This window comes from Allobosea sp. CS1GBMeth4, from assembly GCF_900185715.1.
Classification (GTDB): Bacteria; Pseudomonadota; Alphaproteobacteria; order Rhizobiales; family Beijerinckiaceae; genus Allobosea.
Map to the genome: position 1 here is coordinate 271,009 of NZ_FYAS01000019.1, position 19,160 is coordinate 290,168.

Genomic DNA, 19,160 nt, shown 5'->3' on the forward strand with positions numbered 1-19,160 from the left:
CCTTATTGATTGGCAGGCGGGTTCACTTCACCAGGGCCAGCGACAGCCATGGGTAGATCGAGAGCAGGGCCAGGAGGACGCAGGAGATGATGAAGAAGGGCAGCGTCACCAGGAACATCCTGCCGGGCTTGGCCCCCGTCACCGCGGCGGCGACGAAGAAGCAGAGGCCGACCGGCGGCGAGAGCAAGCCGAGCACCAAATTGATCACCGCGACCACGCCGAAATGGCGAGGGTCGATCGCATAGACCTCGGTCGCGATCGGCAGCAGGATCGGCACAGTCATGATCAGGCCGGGAATGCCGTCGATCACCGTGCCGATGACGAGCAGGATGACGTTGACCAGCAGCATGAAGGTCACCGGATCCTTGGCGATGGCCTGGATCGAGGCAGCGACGGTCTGCGGGACCTTGCCGTAGACCAGCACCCAGGAGAACACGGCGGCGGCGGCGACGAGGAAGAGCACGATCGCCGAATAGACGCCGGCGCGCAGCATCATCTGCGGCATCTGCTCGAACTTGAGCTGCTTCGTCCAGTAGCGGCCGATCAGCGCCGCCGCGACCGAGCCGACGGCGGCCGCTTCCGTGGCATTGGCGAAGCCGCCCAGGATCGAGCCGACGATGACGATCGGGATCAGCAGCGTCGGCGCGGCGCCGAGCACGATCCTGGCGCGCTCCCGCAGCGAAAGCCTGTTGCCGGCCGGGTAATTGTAGACGAAGCCCATGCCGGCGATGATGAGGAAGAACAGGAGCGTCAGCAGCACGCCGGGCACGATGCCCGACAGCAGCATGTCGCTGACCGAGACCTGGGCCAGCACGGCATAGACGACGAACATCACCGAGGGTGGGATGATCGGGCCGAGCATGCCGCCATAGGCGGTGAGGCCGGCGGCGAAATCCCTGTCGTAGCCCTTGCGTTCCATCTCGGGGACCATGACCTGCGCCATGATCGCGACCTGCGCCGTCGCCGAGCCGAGGATCGAGGCGACGAACATGTTGGCGAGGATGTTGACATAGGCCAGGCCGCCCTTGAGCGAGCCGACGAAGGCCATCGCCAGGTCGACGATGCGGCGGGTGATGCCGCCGCCGTTCATGATCTCGCCGATGAGAATGAAGAGCGGGATGGCGATCAGCCCGTAACTGTCGACGCCGCCGAACATCTGCAGCGGATAGTTCGGCAGGAGCTGCATGTTGCCGGTCGCCGCGATGTAGATGATCGCGCCGAGGCAAAGGCACAGCGCGATCGGCACGCCGGCCAGCATGATGCCGAGGAAGGCTCCGATCGTGACGGCCATCAGTTCACCACCCCGTCTGCATTGGCGGCGAAGCCGGGCAGCTCCCGCCTGGCGACGAGGCCGATATCCTCGAACAGGTTCGCCAGAGCATGCAGGCTCATCGACAGGGCGAAGAGCGGCATGATCAGGTAGATTACCCAGGTCGGCCAGTTCAGGGTCTGGGTCCGCTCCGTGTAGATGAAGTTGAACGATCCGGCGGCGTACTCCCTGGCGTCGAAGCCGGCCTGCGCGATACCGACCGGATCGAGCCAGAGCCAGCACATCACGGCGAGCGCGATGCCGAACAGCAGCACGCCGAAGGTCGCGACCGCGCGGAAGATCGCGGCGCCCCGCGCCGGCAGGCGCTCGGTCAGCATCGTCACCGCGAAATCGAGCCGCATGCGCGTCATCGCCGAGGCGCCGATGAAGGTGAGCCAGACCACGCTGTAGACGGCGGATTCGTCGATCCAGTAGATCGGATGGCCGCTATAGCGGGTGACGACGTTGAGCAGAATCAGCGCCGAGAGCAGGAACATCAGAGCCTGGATGGCGCGCTGCTCCAAGCGGAGCAGGCGTCCGGATAAGGAGACGATCGCCTCCGGCACGGCCATGGAGCGGCTGTGCGCCGCGACAGCTTGATTGCTCATCTTGCCTTCCCCATGCCATCTTGTAGATTGTATAAAATCTACCTGTCAATGGCCTTCCACGACGCCATCCACTACGGTGCCAGCCGATGTCCCCGCCCCTGAAGCACCGCACCCTGTCCTCGGCGATCGTCGATCGTCTGCGCCAGGACATCCTCGACGGCAGCTATCCGGCAGGCTCGCAATTGCGGCAGGACGCGCTGGCACAGGCCTACGAGGTCAGCCGCATCCCGGTTCGCGAGGCGCTGTTCCAGCTCGAGGCGGAGGGCTTCGTCAGGATCGTGCCGCACAAGGGAGCGATCGTCTCGGGCCTGTCGCTGGACGAGATCAACGACGTCTTCGAGCTGCGCGAGCTCCTCGAGCCGCGCCTCCTGGCGAGTTCGCTGCCGGCCCTGACGGCGGAGGATTTCGCGGCCGTCGCCGGCATGGAAGCGGCGTTCGAGGAAGCGATGCAGGCCGGCGATGTCGGCCGCTGGGGCGTGCTCAACGCCGATTTCCACCTGGCGCTCTATGCCCGCGCGACCCAGCCGCGCACGCTGTCGATCGTCTCGGGGCTGCTGCAGACCAGCGACCGCTATACGAGGCTGCAATTGCAGCGCAGCTCATCGATCGAGCGGGCCCAGGCCGAGCACAACGAGTTGATCCGGCTCTGCCGCGCCGGAGCGATCGGCGAGGCGTCCCGCCTGCTGGTCGACCATATCGAGCTGGTGCGGCGGGACCTGGTGGCGTTCCTGGAGGAACGCGGGAAGGGATAACAGCGCCCTACCCCGTCATGGTCGGGCTTGTCCCGACCATCCACGTCTTCCTGCGGCAAAGGCGGTGGTCAAGACGTGGATGCTCGCCACAGGGCGAGCATGACGATTGGTTCCTGAGCAAAGTCGATCAGGTCAGCTTGCCGCGCGCCGCGACCGGCAGCTCGCCGATCAACTTGTCGCCGCGCACGGTCACCAGCCGGTCGACCATGTTGACGACGACGCAGACATGGTTGGGCACCACGCGCACGACCTCGCCGACATTGGGGCGCTCATTGCTGCCGGACAGGTCGAGGAAGCCGTGCTCCTCGGCGAATTGCGCGATGCGGGCCAGCGGGTATTCGAGGATGTAGCCGTGCCCGTCGAGCCCGCCCTTGTCGCTGGTCAGCGTCTTCGAACCGGAATCGAGGATGCCGCGCTCCGGGCCGGCCCGGCTGACCACCGTGGCGTAGACCGTCAGCGCGCAATCCTCCAGGCTCGCCACCCCGGCCGCGATCTGCATGCGGTCGTTGAAGATCGAGGTGCCCGAGCGATGCTCGGTCGCGCCCTTGAGCTTGCCGATGTTCGGGATGTTCGGCGAGCCGCCGGTCGAGACGATGCCGGCCTCCAGCCCGGCCTCGCGCAGGCCGGCATTGGCGATGTCGAGAAAGTCCTGCGTCGCCGGCCAGCCATTTTCCGGGGGATACATCAGGAAGCCGGCGAAGGTGAGGCCCTTCGACGCGGCGATCTGCTTCGCCAGCTCCACGGCCTCGCCCGGCGTCTCGACGCCGGCGCGCTTGCGGCCGGTGTCGCATTCGACCACGACCTCGAGGTCGCGCCCGGCGATCTCGGCCGCCCTCGGCAGGCCGGCGATCGTCACCGGATTGTCGGCGGCGACGATCATGCGCACGCGGCGCTGCAAGGCGCCCAGGCGCCCCAGCTTTTCCTCGCCGAGGATGTTGTAGCTGATCAGGATGTCGTCGATGCCGCCATCGGCCATGACCTCGGCCTCGCCGAGCTTCTGGCAGGTGATGCCGCGCGCGCCGGCCGCGACCTGCATGCGCGCCAGCTCCGGCGATTTGTGCGTCTTGATGTGCGGACGATTGGCGACGCCGGCGGCGTCGCAGGCGGCCTGGAGCCGCGCGATATTGGCCTCGACCTTGTCGAGGTCGATGACGACGGCCGGCGTGCTGTAGACGCGGGCGATTTCCTCGGCGAGCGCGGTCGTCACGGCAGCACCCGCACGATCGCCTCGATCTCGACAGTCATGTTGTTGGGCAGCGAGCCCATGCCGACGGCGGAGCGGGCATGGCGGCCATTGTCGCCGAGCACGGCGACGAACAGGTCGGAGCAGCCATTGATGACTTTGGGGTGATCGGCGAAATCGGGCGCAGCGTTGACCATGCCGAGCAGCTTGACGACCTCGACCTTGTCGAGCGAACCGGCCGCCTTCTTCATCGCCGCGAGCAGGCCGAGCCCGGTCTGCCTGGCATGGCCGTAGGCCTCCTCGATCGAGACGCCGGCGCCGACCTTGCCGGTCGGGTAGCTGCCGTCGGCGCGCTTCGGACCCTGGCCGGAGAGATAGATGAAGTCGCCGACGCGCTTGAAGCTGACATAGGTCGCGACCGGGGTCGGCACCTCCGGCAGGGTCAGCCCCAGCTCCCTGAGCTTGTCGTCGGCACTCATGCGTTTCTCTCCTCGGCGTCCAGATCGCTGATCATGTAGCGGGCGGCATCGTCATAGCTCGCAAGCCTGCGGGCAAGGGCTTCGTCATGCGCCTCGTGAAAGCCATGGCGACGCCAGAAGCCGGCTGAGTTGCCGACGGCGACCAGCGCCATGCGGCGGAACCCGGCCGAAGCCGCATGCGCGGCCAGCCCGGCGACGCAAGCGGAGGCCGCCCCGCTGCCGCGAGCGGCCGGCAACAGCGCCAGATCATGGATGTAATAGACATCCGCCGACTCGGGCAGCGCGCCGAGCAGGCTGTCGAGCGCGGGGACGTCGCCGAACCGCCAGGGATGGCTCAGCACATAGCCCCAGAGCCCCTGCCCGCCCGCCAGCACGAGGCAGCCCGCGGGGTGGAGCGCGAGCCGCTCGGCGAAGATCGCCTCGCTCTCCGGATAGTCGGGATGCACCTGCGCCGCCACAGCCGTCACCGCCGGCAGGTCGGCGGCTGCCATGGGGCGCCAGGAGTGTGAGGGTGCGACCATCGGAGCGATTGCGCGTCATGCTGGGCTTCCCCCGAGCATCTCAGACCGGAGAAGGCTTCAATCAGCGCCTTCTCGTCCAGAGTTTCTCGGGTCTGCGCTTCGCTTCGCCAGAGGACGACGCCTGTTCCTTACGCCTCGACCTTCCTGAACCTGTTGCTGCGCCTGGGGTGCCACCAGGCGCCCTTCAGCACCACGCCCTCGGAGACGATCTTGCGATCGCCGGTCAGGTGCTCGCCGACGACGTCGACATAGTCGAACTTGCCTTCCTTGACGGTGAGCACGGTGGCGTCGCCGAGCGAGCCGACCTTGAGCGAGCCGAGCTCCGGGCGCTTCAGCGCCATGGCGGCGTTCACGGTGGAGGCCGCGACGACGTTGGTCAGGCTCATGCCCATGCACAGGAACTTCGACATCGTGGTGACCTGGTCATAGGCCGGGCCGTCGATGCAGAGCTTGTGCACGTCGGAGGAGATCACGTCCGGCTCGAAGCCGTTGGCGAGCATGGCGCGCGTCGTCTTGAACGAGAACGAGCCCTTGCCGTGGCCGATGTCGAAGATGACGCCGCGCTTGCGGGCGGCGAGCACCTCGGGCTTCACCGTGCCCTGCGCCGTCGCGGGCGCGTTCGGGAACGGGCGGAAGGCGTGCGTCAGCACGTCACCCGGCCTGAGCATGCCGATCACCTCCTCATAGGACGGTGGCGGATGGTCGATATGGCACATCAGCGGCATGCCGACCTCGTTGGCGACCTGCAGCGCGATGTTGAGCGGCACCGTTCCGGAGGTGCCGGAGGCGTGCAGGCCGACACGGACCTTGATGCCGACGATCAGGTCGCGGTTCTTGTCGGCGACCTCGACGCAATCGATCGGGTTCATCATCCTGAGGTCGCCGCTCTCGCCGACCATGACGCGGTGGTCGAAGCCGTAGATGCCGGCATGGGAGACGTGGAGATAGGCGAGGATGCGCGCCTGGCTCTTCTCGATCACATGCTTGCGGAAGCCGGCCCAGTTGCCGGGGCCGGCCGAGCCGGTGTCGACCGAGGTGGTGACGCCCGAGGCCCGGCAGAACTCGTCGGCGTCGATGCCGAGCGAGGTTCCGCCCCAGTAGACATGGGTGTGCAGGTCGATCAGCCCCGGCGTGACGATGTAGCCGGAGACATCGCGGATCTCCTTCGCACCCTTCAGGTCCTTGCCGAATCCCGAGACCTTCCCGCCGGTGAAGGCGACGTCGACGACGCCGTCGTGCTTCTGTGACGGGTCGATCACCCGCCCGCCCTTGAGGATGAGATCGTGAGTCATGACTGCTCCCTTGGGAAACCGGGCGGGCGGGACCTTTCGCGTCAGGCGAAGCCGGCCGTCGCGCCCTTCTGAATGATCGTGAAGGCCTTGGCGAAGTGATGGTGCAGCTCGGGGATGTAGAGCTGCGAGATCGAGGAATCCTGGATCGGCGCGTATTTCGCGCCGCCATCGCGCGGGTCCGCCCCGCTCAGATAGGCGGTCAGGCCACGTCCCTTGAAGGCGTCGAGCCGATCGTCGAGGCGCGCGATGACGAGCGCGCCGCAATCGCCCCATTCATAGGGGATGGCGAAATAGAGCTTGGCGGCATAGGCGAGCCGCGACGAGCGGATGATGTTGGCGTAGCGCTGGATCGTGCCGTGGCGCCGCGCCGCCTGCTTCACCTTCACGAAGACCTCGTATTCGGCCCACCAGGGCCCGGCCGCGGCCCGCATCGGGTCCGCGGCGAAGCGGGCCGAGTCGCAGAAGCGGAAATAGTGCTGCCCGACGCTGAGATGGATGCGCTGGATGTGCGACATGCCGCCATTCTGGGTGCCGCCCGACAGTCCGCGTGCGGCCAGTTCGTGCGGGCCGATATTGGCCGGAAGGAAGCAGTTCTTGTTGAGGGGATCGGGGGACACGTCATCGCTCCTGTCGCGCCGCCGCGTGCTTCGGCTCGAGGAGCCGGACGCGGCATCGCGGAGCCCTTGGCAGGGTCAGAGCCGGTTCTCGACCAGGGCTGACGATCGCGGCGCGGGCGCCAGGAGGGTTCACGCGATCACCGCGCCCTTGCGTTCGACGATCATGCCGTAGGCCTGCGGCTCGCGGTGCCTGGCGAAGTTGAAGGTCGAGTTCCGGTAGCTGTTGCCGAGATCGAGATCGCAGCGGGCGATGACGAGCTCGTCCCCTTCCGTCACTGCCTGGGCTACCACCTCGCCGGTCGGCGCGATGATGCAGGAGCCGCCGATCTGGTCGACTCCGGCCTCGAGCCCGGCCTTGGCGACGCCGACCACCCAGGTGGCGTTCTGATAGGCGCCGGCCTGCATGACGAGCTGGTTGTGGAAATTGCCGAGCCTGTCGTGGTCGGGCGCCGGCGGGTTGTGCTTGGGCGTGTTGTAGCCGAGCACGATCATCTCGACGCCCTGCAGGCCCATGACCCGATAGCTCTCGGGCCAGCGCCGGTCGTTGCAGATCATCATGCCGAGCCGCCCGCCCATGGTGTTCCACACCGGCCAGCCGAGATTGCCGGTCTCGAAATAGCGCTTCTCGAGATTCTGGAAGGCGGCCTCCGGCCGGTGCTCGGGATGCCCCGGCAGATGGATCTTGCGATACTTGCCGACGATCCTGCCCGCCTTGTCGACCAGGATCGCGGTGTTGAAGCGGCGCTTGCGGCCCTCCTCGAAGGCGAGCTCGGGATAGCCGAGATGAAAGCCGATGCCGAGCCGCTCGGCCTCGGCGAAGAGCGGCGCCGTCTCGTTCGAGGGCATGGCGCTCTCGAAATAGCCGTCGATCTCCGCCTCGTCCTCCATCCACCAATGCGGGAAGAAGGCGGTCAGGGCTGCTTCAGGATAGACGACGAGGTCGCAACCGTTCGATTTCGCCTGCCGCATCAGCTCGATCATGCGCGCGACCGCCTGGCTGCGGCTCTCGTCGCGCTGGATCGGCCCGAGCTGGGCTGCGCCGACGGTCAGGATGCGGCTCATCGTCTGGTCTCCATGAATGCAGGCGAACCCGCTCTCTCCGCGCGGGATCGTCGGTCGCGTCCTCGGCCTGGATCAAGCCCCTGCGAGCGCAGGCGAGGGATGCTTCAGAAGCGGGTTCTCCGCCGGCGGCCGGTCATGCAGGTGACAGGCGGCGACATGGCCGTCCGCCATCGGCCTCAGCGCCGGCTCCTCGCTGCGGCAGCGATCGAAGGCGTAGGGGCAGCGCGTGTTGAACCGGCAGCCCTTGGGCGGGTTGACCGGGCTCGGCACGTCGCCCTTGAGCAGGATGCGCTCGCGCTTCATCGTCGGATCCGGCACCGGCACAGCCGAGAGCAGCGCCTCGGTGTAGGGGTGCTTCGGCGCACCGAAGATCTGTTTCTTCTCGCCCATCTCGACGATCTTGCCGAGATACATCACCGCGACCCGGTGGGTCATGTGCTCGACGATGGCGAGGTCGTGGCTGATGAACAGCAGCGCCAGGCCGAGCTCCTTCTGCAGGTCGCAGAGCAGGTTGACGATCTGCGCCTTGACCGAAACGTCGAGCGCCGAGACCGCCTCGTCGCAGATGATCAGCTCGGGCTCGGCCGCGAGCGCGCGGGCGATGCCGATGCGCTGGCGCTGGCCGCCCGAGAACTCATGCGGCCAGCGATGGACGGCGTCCCGCGGCAGCCCAACCTTGTCCATCAGCTGCATGGTCCGCTCGGTGACCGCGTCCTTGCCGGAGACGATGCCGAAATTGGTGATCGGCTCGGCCAGGATGTCGCGCACCCGCATGCGCGGATTGAGGCTGGAGAACGGGTCCTGGAACACCACCTGCACGCGCTGGCGCAAGGGCCGGAGCTTGCCGGCGGAAAGCTGGTCGATGCGCTGGCCGTCGAGGACGACCTGGCCCGAGGTGATGTCGAACAGGCGCAGGATCGCCTTGCCGACGGTCGACTTGCCGCAGCCGGATTCACCGACCAGCGAGAGCGTCTCACCGCGGGTGATGTCGAAGGAGACGCCGTCGACGGCATAGACATTGGCGGTGACGCCCGAGAGCAGGCCACCACGGATCGGATAGTGCTTCTTGAGGTCGTTGACCTCGAGGAGGGGCGCTGCCGTGTTCATGCCGCGACGGCCTCCTTCTGCGCGTAATGGCAGGCGGCGACATGGTCCCGCGCCTTGAGCTCCAGGCCGGGAGCGACCTGCCGGCAGAGATCGGTCACCTTCGGGCAGCGCCCGGCGAAGACGCAGCCCTCGATCTTCTTCTTCAGGCTCGGCACCAGGCCCGGGATCTCCGACAGCCGCTCGCTCTCGCCGACGAGCGAGGAGCCGAGCTTGGGCACCGCGCCGAGCAGGCCCTGCGTATAGGGATGGAGCGGGTTGGCGAAGAGCTCGCGCACCGGCGCCTCCTCGACCTTGCGCCCGGCATACATCACGACGACCTGGTCGGCGACCTCGGCGACGACGCCGAGATCGTGCGTGATCAGCATGATCGCCGCTCCGACGCGCCGCTTCAGGTCTCGCATCAGGTCGAGGATCTGCGCCTGGATCGTCACGTCGAGCGCCGTCGTCGGCTCGTCGGCGATGAGGAGCTTGGGCGAGCAGGCCAGCGCGATCGCGATCATCACGCGCTGGCGCATGCCGCCGGAGAGCTGGTGCGGGTATTCGTCGACGCGCCGGCGCGGCTCGGGGATGCCGACGAGCTGCAGCATCTCGACGGCACGCGCCTTGGCCTGCGCCTTCGACATGTTCTGGTGCAGGCGCAGCGTCTCGCCGATCTGGCGCCCCACAGTCAGCACCGGGTTGAGCGAGGTCATCGGCTCCTGGAAGATCATCGAGATCTCGTTGCCGCGGATGTCGCGCATCTCAGCGTCGGAACATTCGAGCAGGTTCCGGCCCTGGAAGCGGATGGCACCGGCCATCTTGCCCGGCGGCTCCGGGATCAGGCGCAGGATCGACATGGCGGTGACGGACTTGCCGCAGCCGCTCTCGCCGACGACGGCGAGAGTCTGTCCGGCCTCGATCGAGAAGGAGACGCCGTCGACGGCGCGGTTGATGCCGTCGGGCGTGCGGAAATGGGTCTGGAGCTTGTCGATCTCGAGCAGGGCCATGTCAGAGCCTCTTCGCCATGCGCGGGTCGAGCGCATCACGCAGGCCATCGCCGAGCATGTTCACGGCGAGCACGGTCAGCGACAGGAAGATGGAAGGGAACAGGATGATGTGCGGGCGGACCTGCCAGAGCGATCGCCCCTCGGCCATGATGTTGCCCCAGGACGGCGTCGCGGGCGGCACGCCGGCGCCGATGAAGGACAGGATCGCCTCGACGATCATGGCGCTGGCGCAGATATAGGTCGCCTGCACGCTCATCGGCGCGAGCGTGTTCGGCAGGATGTGCCGGAAGATGATCATCGGCGTGCGCGTCCCGGCCGCCACTGCGGCGTCGACATAGGGCTGCTCGCGCAGCGACAGCACGACGCCGCGCACCAGGCGGGCGACGCGCGGGATCTCCGCGACGGTGATGGCGATGATCACGTTCTGGACCGAGCCGCGCGTCAGCGCCATCAGGGCGATGGCGAGCAGGATCGGCGGGATCGACATCATGCCGTCGATGACGCGCATGATGATGCCGTCGGCCCAGCGCACGAAGCCGGAGAACAGGCCGACGATCAGCCCGGCGATCGAGGCCAGGGTCGCGACCGAGAAGCCGACGATCAGCGAAACGCGGGCGCCGTAGACGACGCGCGAATAGATGTCGCGGCCGAGCATGTCGGTGCCGAACCAGTACAGCTCCGACGGCACACGGGTGCGCCGCGCCGTCGAGATCGCCGTCGGATCGACGGTCCAGAGCAAAGGCGCGAAGACGGCGATGACGATCATCGCCAGCAGCAGGAAGCCGCCGATCGCGATCGAGGGGTTCTTGCGCAGGAAGCCGATGAAGCCGGTGAGCGGCTTCCTCGCCTTCAGCACGTCGGGCAGGTCCGGGGCGACCGCGAGATCGGCAGGGACCGGGGCGGGCTGCAGCGCGGTCAATAGCGTATCCTCGGATCGACAAGGGTGTAGATCAGGTCGATGACCAGATTCACCAGCACATAGACGAAGGAGAAGATCAGGACGACGCCCTGGATCACCGGATAGTCGCGCCGCAGGATCGCATCGAGCGTGAGCCGCCCCAGGCCGGGAATGGCGAAGACGCTCTCCGTGACCACGGCGCCGCCGATCAGCAGCGCGACGCCGATGCCGATGATCGTGATGATCGGCACGGCCGCGTTCTTCAGCGCGTGCAGGAAGAGGATGCTGTCCTGCGCCAGGCCCTTGGAGCGGGCGGTGCGGATATAGTCCTGCTGAAGCACGTCGAGCATGGTCGCCCGGGTGATGCGCGCGATCAGCGCGATGTAGACGGTGCCGAGCGTGATCGAGGGCAGGATCAGGTTCTTGAACCAGGGCCAGATGCCCTGCGACAGCGGCGTGTAGCCTTGCACCGGCACCCAGTCGAGCTTGAGCGCGAACATGTAGGCGAGCAGGTAGCCGATCACGAACACCGGCACCGAGAAGCCGAAGACGGCGAAGGCGACGACCGAGCGATCGATCCAGGTCCCGGCCTTCCAGGCGGCGACGACGCCGAGCGGCACGGCGATGGTGACCGCGAAGATCAGCGTCAGCACCATCAGGGAGACCGTCGGCTCGATACGCTGGGCGATGAGTTGCGTCACCGGCAGCGAGGTGAAGATGGAGGTGCCGAGATCGCCCTGCAGCACCCTGAAGAACCATTCCGCGAAGCGGACGAGATAGGGCCGGTCGAGGCCCAGGCTGGCGCGAATGCGCTCGACATCGGCGGGCGAGGCCTGGTCGCCGGCGATGACGGCCGCCGGATCACCGGGCGCGATATAGAGCAACGAGAAGACGAACAGCGCCACGAAGGCCATGACGGGGATCGTCGTGATGATGCGTCTGACGATGAAGGAAAGCATCGCTCACTTCGGTCGGAGGAGAGGCGCCGGGCCGATTGGAATTGGACTGGTCCGAAACGGTCCGGCGGGTGTAGTGCGGGCCGCCGCGCGTGCGGCGGCCCGGGGTTGCCGGTAGGCGCTCAGCCCTTGGCTACGTTCCAGAAGAAGGGCAGCGGGCCGCTGGTCACGCCAGTGACGTTCTTCCGCCAGGCCTGGTAGCCGAGATAGAAGCCCGTCGGTGCGTAGACCACGTTCTCGACGGCGGCCTTGTTGAGGCGGTCCATCGCCGCCTTCTCCTCGGCCTGGTCCTTGGCGTTGAACCAGTTGGTGACCTCGGCCTCGACCGCCGGCACGTCCGGCCAGCCGAACCAGGCCTTGTCGCCATTGGCCCGGATCGCCGTGTAGGAGGACGGGTTGATGCAGTCCGCGCCGGCGTGCCAGGTGTGGAACATGCTCCAGCCACCCTGGCTCGGGGGCGTCTTCTGGGCGCGCCGCGCGCCGACGGTGCCCCAGTCGGTCGCGACGAACTCGACCTTCATGCCGATGCTCTTCAGCAGCTCGGCCGTGACGTCGCCCATCGACTTGGTCGCCGACATGTCCTGCGCGACCACGCAGATCACCGGCTCGCCATTGTAGCCGGATTCGGCGAGGAGCTTCTTGGCCGCCGCGACGTTCTTCATCTTCAGCATGTCGCCGCCGGCCTCGGTGTAGAGCGGCGTGCCGGGCGTGAAGAAGCCGGGCAGCGGCTTCCAGAGCTTGTCGTCGTCGCCGACGATCGAGCGCATGTAGTCTTCCTGGTTCATCGCCGTCAGCACCGCCTGGCGCACCTTCAGATTGTTGAAGGGCGGGTGCAGGTGGTTCATGCGGAAGGCGCCGATATTGCCGAGCGGGTCGCCGATATCGACATTGATGTTGGCGTTGCCCTTGAGCACCGGCACGAGGTCGGAAAGCGGGGTCTCCCACCAGTCGACCTCGCCGCTCTGCAGCGCCGCGGCCGCGGTCGCCGCGTCGGGGATGATCACCCATTCGATCCGGTCGACCAGCATCTTCTTGCCGCCGGCGAGCCAGTCGGCCGGCTCGGAGCGCGGCACGTAGTCGGCGAACTTCTCGAAGACCGCCTTGGCGCCGGGGACCCACTCGCCGCGGGCGAACTTCATCGGGCCGGAGCCGACATATTCGGTGATCTGCGTGAACGGATCGGTCTTGGCGATGCGCTCGGGCATGATGAAGGAGCACGGCGCATTGTTCTTGGCGAGCGCCAGCAGCATCTTCGGGAAGGGCTGCTTCAGCTGCCACTTCCAGCTGCGGTCGTCGATCGCCGAGAGCTCGTTCTCGATCGCCTTGATCATCAGGCCCATCGGATCGCGGGCCTGCCAGCGCTTCAGGCTCTGAACCACGTCCTTGGCGAGCACCGGCGTGCCGTCATGGAACTTGAGGCCCGGGCGCAGCTTGAAGGTCCAGGTCAGCCCGTCGGAGGAGACCTCCTCGCCCTCGACCATCTGCCGCTGCGGCTGGAATTTCGAATCGATGCCGTAGAGCGTGTCCCAGACCAGCGCCGCCGCGTTGCGGACGACGTATTGCGTTCCCCAGATCGGGTCGAAATTGGCGAGGTTGGCCTGCGGCACGAAACGCAGAGTCTTCGCCGCGGCACCCTGCGAGAGCGCCGGCATGGCGAGACCGCCAGTCGCCGCCATGACGCCGGTACCGGCGGCAGTCTTCAGAAACCTTCTGCGATCCATCGCAATCCTCTCCCCTGAAACGGTGGCCTCTGATTGGGCGACCTTGCCTAGAGTGTGGGCAGAAAATCTCGCCTCTGACAACACGCTTGACGGGCCACCGACGCCCGAAAGCGAGCTTGCAGGGTTCGTGCCAAACGGAACCTGTTCGTGACTGGCGACATCGTTTGTACACAAATGACGCACAAGTCGCCCGCCCGAAGCAGAAAATTGCGCGCGACCGGCTAAACCGATTTGATCGGCGCGTCGACGCGAGCGAAGGGACGCGCCGCCTCGAACGCCGCGGCGGCCCGCATGACCAGCAGGTCGGAACCGAACGGACCGACGATCTGGAGGCTGGCGGGCAGCCCTGCCGAGGTCAGCCCGCAAGGCACGGCCGCAGCCGGCTGCTGGGTGATGTTGAACGGGTAGGTGAACGGCGTCCAGCGCGTCCAATCCTCGCCATAGCGGCCATGCCCGGGGGTATTGCGCCCGACGGCGAACGCCGGCAGCGGCAAGGTCGGCGTGAGCAGCAGGTCGAATCGCTCGTGGAACTGCGCCATCTGATAGGCGAGCGCGTTGCGCTGGTTCAGCAGGGCGTCGACATAGGTCGCGCCGTCGATCCGCTCCCCCATCTCCGCGACCGCGACGAGGCCGGGGTCCATCCGTCCGCGCGTCGCCGCATCCGCGCTGCGCAGGGCGAGCGCCGCACCGGCAGCCCAGAGCGTCATCAGCGTCTCGACCGGATCCTCGAAGCCGGGGTCGACCTCCTCGACACTGGCGCCCAGTTCTTCGAACGCCAGCGCCGCCGCATGCGCCAAGGTCGCGATCTCGGAATCGACCGGCACGTCGCCGCCGAGGCGCGGCGACCAGGCGATCCGCAGGCCGCGCACGCCGCGGTCCAACTCCGCCGTGAAATCGGGCGGCATGTCCTTGAAGGCGGTCATGTCGCGCGAATCGGGACGGCCGATCGCATTCATGGCGAGGGCGGAATCGCGCACGGTGCGGGTCAGCGGGCCGAGATGGGCGAGGAAGCCCATGGTCGAGACCGGCCAGGCCGGCACCCGGCCATAGCTCGGCTTCAGGCCGAAGACGCCGCAGAAGGCGGCCGGGATGCGCACCGAGCCGGCGCCGTCGGTGCCGAGATGGAGGCAGCCGAGATTGAGTGCCGCCGCGACGGCCGCGCCCGACGAGGACCCGCCCGGACCGGTCGAGACGTCCCAGGGATTGCGGGTGATGCCGGAGAGCGGCGAATCGCCGACGCCCTTCCAGCCATATTCCGGCATGGTGGTCTTGCCGAGGAAGACGCAGCCGGCCTCGCGCAGCCGCGCCGTCGCCGGCGCGTCCTGCTGGAAGGGCGCGTCGGAAGCGACGGCCGAGCCGCGCCGCATCGGCCAGCCGGCGACGCCGAGATTGTCCTTGATCGTCACCGGTACGCCGTCGAGCGGCCCCAGCGCCTCCCCCTTGAGCCAGCGCGCCTGCGCGGCCTCGGCCATGGCGAGGGTCATCTGCTCGTCGCGGACGACGAAGGCATTCACCTCCGGCTCGAAGCGATCGATGCGGGCGAGTGCATCCTTTGCCACGTCGACAGGCGAGAGTTCGCGGGCAGCGTAGAGGCCGCCGAGTTCGGCGGCGGAAAGCGAGGCGATGGCGGTCATGGCAACATCCGTTCGAGATCGGTTCGGAACCATGCCGTCATCCCGGGCAAGCGGCGTCAGCCGCGCAGGCCCGGGATCCATCGTAGGGCTCTGCGCCCTACGATGGATCCCGGAGCTCCGCTTCGCCCCGTCCGGGATGACGGTGGAGGTTCATGAGCACCCTGGATATCAGGCGTTGGCGGCGCGCCAGGCGGCGCTGAGCAGGACGTTGGCGCCGGCAACCATGTCCTCGTCGCTGCTGAGCTCGGCCGGATTGTGCGAAAGGCCGCCGATCGAGGGGATGAAGACCATCGCCGTCGGGCAGAGGCGGGACATCATCTGGGCATCGTGACCGGCCCCCGAGATCATCCGGCGGATCGGCAGGCCGAACTCGGCGGCGCTCGCCTCCACGCTGGCGATCAGCTCCTCTGCGAAGGGGGTCGCCGGAAAACGGGCGAGGTCGCGGAAGCTGATGGCGATGTCGTCGCGCGCCGACAATTCGGCGCAGAACTTGCGCACGGCAGCCTCGGCCTCGGCCAGCGGCGCGTCCAGCGGGTTGCGCAAATCGAGCGTCATCACGACGGTTTCCGGCACGACGTTGACGTTGCCGGGTTTGACGCGGATCACGCCGGAATTGGCGAGCTGGCCCGGGATCGTCTTGGTCAACTCGTTGGCGAAGATGTTGATGCGGGCCGCGGCGAGGCCGGGATCCTTGCGGTAGCGCATCGGCGTGGTGCCGGCATGGCTCGGCCGCCCGGTCAGGGTCAGCTCGAGCCAGCAGATCCCCTGGATGCCGGTCACGGCGCCGAGGCCGCCGCCCTCGCTTTCCAGCACCGGTCCCTGTTCGATGTGCAGCTCGAGATAGGCATGCGCCGGCAGGAAGCCGGGCCGCTCCGGCCCGTGATAGCCGATGCGCTTCAGCTCATGGCCGAGCACGGCGCCGTCGGCGTCCTGCTCGGCATGGGCGGCGTCGACGCTCATGCCGCCGGCCCAGACATAGGAGCCGAGCATGTCGGGATGGAAGCGCGCGCCTTCCTCGTTGGTGAAGGCGATCACCGCCATGTCGCGCTTCGGGGTCACTCCGGCGTCGCGCAGCGCCGCCAGCACCTCGACGCCGCCGATGACGCCGAGGGCGCCGTCGAAGCGCCCGCCGGTGCCGACCGTGTCGATATGCGAGCCCATGATCACCGCCGGCCCGTCCTCCTGACCCTTCAGGATGCCGACGATGTTGCCGATCGCGTCGACCCGGACGTCGAGGCCGAGAGCCGTCAACTCGCCGACCAGCCAGTCGCGCCCCTGCTTGTCCTCGTCCGTCAGCGCCAGTCGCCTGCAGCCGCCCTCGGGCGTCGCCCCGATCCTCGACAGGGCCGCCAGCCGCGAGAGCAGGCGCTCGCCGTCGATCCGCAGGTTGGTGCTCATATCGTCCATTCTCCATCGTAGGCATCTGCCCGGGGGCCGACGCGCAGCAGGCAGGAACCGGGCCGCCCGCGCAAGAGGCCGAGGCGCCAGCGCGGCGCGGAGCCGCAGCGCGCCACGCGCAGGGCAGCCCCGGCGCTCCGGAGCGGATCGCCGAAAGCGGGAACCGGTCGCCCGCCCGTCCGGGGCCGGACCCGATCATGATGAATTCGGATCGGATCAATCCAGAATCATCATGGCCCGAGGGCTGTAAAGCGGCACCCTGCCCAGATAAAAGGCAACCATGTCGCAGATTGCCCTCCCCTACCGCTCGGCGAGTCCCTGGCTCGCCGAGGTCAAGGCCATGCTGGCGCTGAGCTGGCCGATGGTCATGACCAATGTCGCGCAGACGGCGATGACGGCGACCGACGTGATCATGATGGGCCATCTCGGCCCCGAAGCGCTGGCGGCCGGCGCGCTCGCCTCCAATCTCTACATGGCGGTGCTGATCTTCGGTATCGGCGTGATGGCGGCGGTGGCGCCGATGGTCTCGATCGAACTCGGCCGGAACCGGCATTCGGTCCGCGACGTGCGCCGCACCGTGCGCCAGGGCTTCTGGGTCGCCGTCACGCTGGCCCTGCCGATGTGGCTGTTTCTTTGGCAGGGCGAGACCATCCTCAAGGCGATGGGACAGGACCCCGCCCTGTCGGAAGCGGCAGCCTCCTATCTGCACCTGCTGCAATGGGGCCTCCTGCCCTTCTACGGCTATCTCGTCCTGCGCGGCTTCCTGGCGGCGCTGCAGCGGCCGTTCTGGGCGTTCGTGATCGTGCTCCTGGCCGTCGCCTTCAACGCGCTCGCCAACTGGGTCCTGATGTTCGGCCGGCTCGGCTTCCCGGCGCTCGGCCTGCCCGGCTCGGGGCTGGCGACGACGATGGCCTCGACCCTGATGTTCGCCGGTCTCGCGATGGTGGTGTCGCTCGACCGTCGCTTTCGGCGCTACCATGTCTTCGGCCGCGTCTGGCGTGCCGACTGGAGCCGCTACCGCGCCTTCTGGCGGATGGGTCTGCCGATCGGGACCACGGTCGCCTTCGAGGTGGTCATCTTCAACGGCGCCGCCCTGCTGATGGGGCTGCTCGGCTCCACCGCGCTGGCCGCCCATGCGATCGCGATCCAGATCGCCTCGCTGACCTTCATGGTGCCGATGGGGATCGGCCAGGCCGGGACGGTCCGGGTCGGGCGCGCCTTCGGCGCCGGCGATCGCGACGGCGTCACGCGCGCCGGCACGACGGCGATCGCGCTGGCGATCGGTTTCATGTGCGTGACGGCGCTGACGATGCTGCTGGTGCCGCACTGGCTCGTCGCGCCCTTCCTCGACGCCAGCAAGCCGAAGGCCGCGGAGGTCGCTCAGACGGCGATGCTGTTCCTGCTCTATGCAGCGATCTTCCAGATCGCCGACGGCGCGCAGGTGGTGGGCGCCTCAGTCCTGCGCGGCCTGCGCGACACGCGCGTGCCGATGCTCTTCGCCGGTCTCGGTTATTGGGGCATCGGCCTGCCGCTGTCGGCCGCGCTCGGCTTCTGGACGCCGCTCGCCGGCGTCGGCATCTGGATCGGCCTCGCGGTCGGGCTCGGCGTCGTCGCGATACCGATGCTGGCGCGCTGGTTCGCCCGCGAGCGGCTGGGTCTGACGCATCGCGCCGGAGAGCGTCCGCCGGCGGACTGATTCCGGGCGGCGAACCCGAAGCCGCTAACCATAGGTTGCGATCGCGCCTGTCCTGGTGGAGAATCGGCGCTCGCCGTGCAAGGCCGCAAGGGAGCCTCCGTGACGCCAGAGGACATCGCACTGGTCCGTTCGAGCTTTGCGCAGCTGCATCGGCGCAAGATCGAAACGGCCTGCCTGTTCTACGAACGACTGTTCACCGACAGGTCCGAGACACGCGCTCTGTTCAAGCCCGACATCGAGACCCAGGCCGCCCGGTTGATGGACATGCTCACCGTGGCCCTCGCCATGCTGAACGACCCCGCCGGCCTCGAACTCCTGCTCAGGCGCCTGGGCGAGCGTCATCAGAGCTATGGCGTCCGGCCGGAGCATTACGCGGCCGTGCGCGCAGCGCTCCTGTGGACCCTGGAGACGTCGCTCGGGCCTGCGTTCACCGCGCAGACGCGGGTCGCCTGGATCAAAGTCTACGACCAGATGGCCGCCATCATGCTCGCCGCCCAGGACGATCGCCGCTCCGCCTGACCGTGCGGCCGCCGGACGGTGCGGGCGCCGCGACCGCCCCCAAGGCTCCGGCGCCGCTCAGAATTCCTCCCATCCGTCGTCGCTGGCGCGGCCATTGGCGACCTTGCGTGGCGGAACCTGAGCCGGGGCGGGCACGGCCCGCTCGCGGCGCGGCGCGGCCGCGCGGCTCTGGGCGAAGGCGGCCTCGGCGAGCTGGCGCAGCCGCTCCGGCTCGCTGCCGGCAGAGGCGGCTTCGGACCGGGCGGCGAGAGCCGGCGCCAACGGAACAGAGGACGGCGTCGCGGCGGCGGACCGGCTCTCGCTGGTGCGGAATCCGGCGACGAGGGCGTTGAGTTCGGCGATCTTGCCCGACAGCGCGCCGGCGCTGGCGGCGCTCTGTTCGGCGAGGGCGGCGTTGGCCTGGGTCATCTCGTCCATATGGG

At 67.9% G+C, this 19,160-nt stretch carries 18 protein-coding genes and 1 pseudogene; 3 read left to right on the forward strand and 16 right to left on the reverse strand.

Going from position 1 to position 19,160, the window contains the following annotated elements:
• Window positions 1-22 precede the first annotated feature (22 nt).
• Window positions 23-1,291, reverse strand: coding sequence for a TRAP transporter large permease (locus tag CS1GBM4_RS12605; RefSeq protein WP_186419062.1), 1,269 nt, complete (start codon window positions 1,289-1,291; stop codon window positions 23-25).
• Window positions 1,291-1,917, reverse strand: a complete 627-nt coding sequence (locus CS1GBM4_RS12610) for a TRAP transporter small permease (protein ID WP_186419063.1) — start codon at window positions 1,915-1,917, stop codon at window positions 1,291-1,293. Before CS1GBM4_RS12610 ends, CS1GBM4_RS12605 begins: the two co-directional genes overlap by 1 nt.
• An 86-nt stretch (window positions 1,918-2,003) precedes the next feature.
• Here CS1GBM4_RS12610 and CS1GBM4_RS12615 point away from each other — a divergent pair, with 86 nt between their 5' ends.
• Window positions 2,004-2,669, forward strand: a complete 666-nt coding sequence (locus tag CS1GBM4_RS12615) for a GntR family transcriptional regulator (RefSeq protein WP_186419064.1) — start codon at window positions 2,004-2,006, stop codon at window positions 2,667-2,669.
• 127 nt (window positions 2,670-2,796) lie between these two features.
• On the opposite strand, the gene CS1GBM4_RS12620 is transcribed toward CS1GBM4_RS12615, so the two are convergent.
• From CS1GBM4_RS12620 to CS1GBM4_RS12680, 13 genes are all read right to left on the reverse strand, one after another.
• Window positions 2,797-3,876, reverse strand: a complete 1,080-nt coding sequence (locus CS1GBM4_RS12620) for a D-TA family PLP-dependent enzyme (RefSeq protein ID WP_186419065.1) — start codon at window positions 3,874-3,876, stop codon at window positions 2,797-2,799.
• Window positions 3,873-4,331, reverse strand: a complete 459-nt coding sequence (locus tag CS1GBM4_RS12625; protein ID WP_186419066.1) for a RidA family protein — start codon at window positions 4,329-4,331, stop codon at window positions 3,873-3,875. The genes CS1GBM4_RS12620 and CS1GBM4_RS12625 overlap by 4 nt, the downstream gene beginning before the upstream one ends.
• Window positions 4,328-4,822 (reverse strand): GNAT family N-acetyltransferase, encoded by a 495-nt coding sequence (locus tag CS1GBM4_RS12630; RefSeq protein WP_186419067.1) that lies wholly within the window; start codon window positions 4,820-4,822, stop codon window positions 4,328-4,330. The genes CS1GBM4_RS12625 and CS1GBM4_RS12630 overlap by 4 nt, the downstream gene beginning before the upstream one ends.
• A gap of 158 nt (window positions 4,823-4,980) precedes the next feature.
• Complete coding sequence (locus tag CS1GBM4_RS12635; RefSeq protein WP_186419068.1) at window positions 4,981-6,144, reverse strand: amidohydrolase/deacetylase family metallohydrolase; 1,164 nt, start codon at window positions 6,142-6,144, stop codon at window positions 4,981-4,983.
• A gap of 41 nt (window positions 6,145-6,185) precedes the next feature.
• The gene (locus CS1GBM4_RS12640; protein ID WP_186419069.1) at window positions 6,186-6,761 is read right to left on the reverse strand and encodes a hypothetical protein; all 576 of its coding nucleotides are present in this window, start codon (window positions 6,759-6,761) and stop codon (window positions 6,186-6,188) included.
• A gap of 129 nt (window positions 6,762-6,890) precedes the next feature.
• A complete protein-coding gene (locus CS1GBM4_RS12645; protein WP_186419070.1) occupies window positions 6,891-7,823 on the reverse strand; it encodes an N-carbamoyl-D-amino-acid hydrolase in 933 nt (310 codons plus the stop codon).
• A gap of 72 nt (window positions 7,824-7,895) precedes the next feature.
• A complete protein-coding gene (locus CS1GBM4_RS12650; protein ID WP_186419071.1) occupies window positions 7,896-8,930 on the reverse strand; it encodes a dipeptide ABC transporter ATP-binding protein in 1,035 nt (344 codons plus the stop codon).
• On the reverse strand, window positions 8,927-9,916 hold the full coding sequence (locus CS1GBM4_RS12655; RefSeq protein ID WP_186419072.1) for an ABC transporter ATP-binding protein: 990 nt from the start codon (window positions 9,914-9,916) through the stop codon (window positions 8,927-8,929). Before CS1GBM4_RS12655 ends, CS1GBM4_RS12650 begins: the two co-directional genes overlap by 4 nt.
• Window position 9,917: 1 nt before the next feature.
• Entirely contained in the window at window positions 9,918-10,835 is a 918-nt protein-coding gene (locus tag CS1GBM4_RS12660) for an ABC transporter permease (protein ID WP_210201576.1), read from the reverse strand.
• The gene (locus tag CS1GBM4_RS12665) at window positions 10,832-11,773 is read right to left on the reverse strand and encodes an ABC transporter permease (RefSeq protein ID WP_186419073.1); all 942 of its coding nucleotides are present in this window, start codon (window positions 11,771-11,773) and stop codon (window positions 10,832-10,834) included. Before CS1GBM4_RS12665 ends, CS1GBM4_RS12660 begins: the two co-directional genes overlap by 4 nt.
• Before the next feature lie 119 nt (window positions 11,774-11,892).
• The gene (locus tag CS1GBM4_RS12670) at window positions 11,893-13,491 is read right to left on the reverse strand and encodes an ABC transporter substrate-binding protein (protein WP_186419074.1); all 1,599 of its coding nucleotides are present in this window, start codon (window positions 13,489-13,491) and stop codon (window positions 11,893-11,895) included.
• A gap of 221 nt (window positions 13,492-13,712) precedes the next feature.
• On the reverse strand, window positions 13,713-15,125 hold the full coding sequence (locus CS1GBM4_RS12675) for an amidase (protein ID WP_186419075.1): 1,413 nt from the start codon (window positions 15,123-15,125) through the stop codon (window positions 13,713-13,715).
• Between the two features lie 168 nt (window positions 15,126-15,293).
• Window positions 15,294-16,523 (reverse strand): M20 family metallo-hydrolase, encoded by a 1,230-nt coding sequence (locus tag CS1GBM4_RS12680; protein WP_186419076.1) that lies wholly within the window; start codon window positions 16,521-16,523, stop codon window positions 15,294-15,296.
• Window positions 16,524-16,803: 280 nt separating this feature from the next.
• Here CS1GBM4_RS12680 and CS1GBM4_RS12685 point away from each other — a divergent pair, with 280 nt between their 5' ends.
• Both CS1GBM4_RS12685 and CS1GBM4_RS12690 read left to right on the forward strand, forming a co-directional pair.
• Window positions 16,804-18,219 (forward strand): MATE family efflux transporter, encoded by a 1,416-nt coding sequence (locus CS1GBM4_RS12685; protein ID WP_244607192.1) that lies wholly within the window; start codon window positions 16,804-16,806, stop codon window positions 18,217-18,219.
• Between the two features lie 99 nt (window positions 18,220-18,318).
• On the forward strand, window positions 18,319-18,738 hold the full coding sequence (locus tag CS1GBM4_RS12690; RefSeq protein WP_186419077.1) for a globin domain-containing protein: 420 nt from the start codon (window positions 18,319-18,321) through the stop codon (window positions 18,736-18,738).
• Between the two features lie 57 nt (window positions 18,739-18,795).
• Here the strand turns inward: CS1GBM4_RS12690 and CS1GBM4_RS12695 are convergent.
• A pseudogene (locus CS1GBM4_RS12695) lies at window positions 18,796-19,160 on the reverse strand (hypothetical protein); the annotation flags it as partial.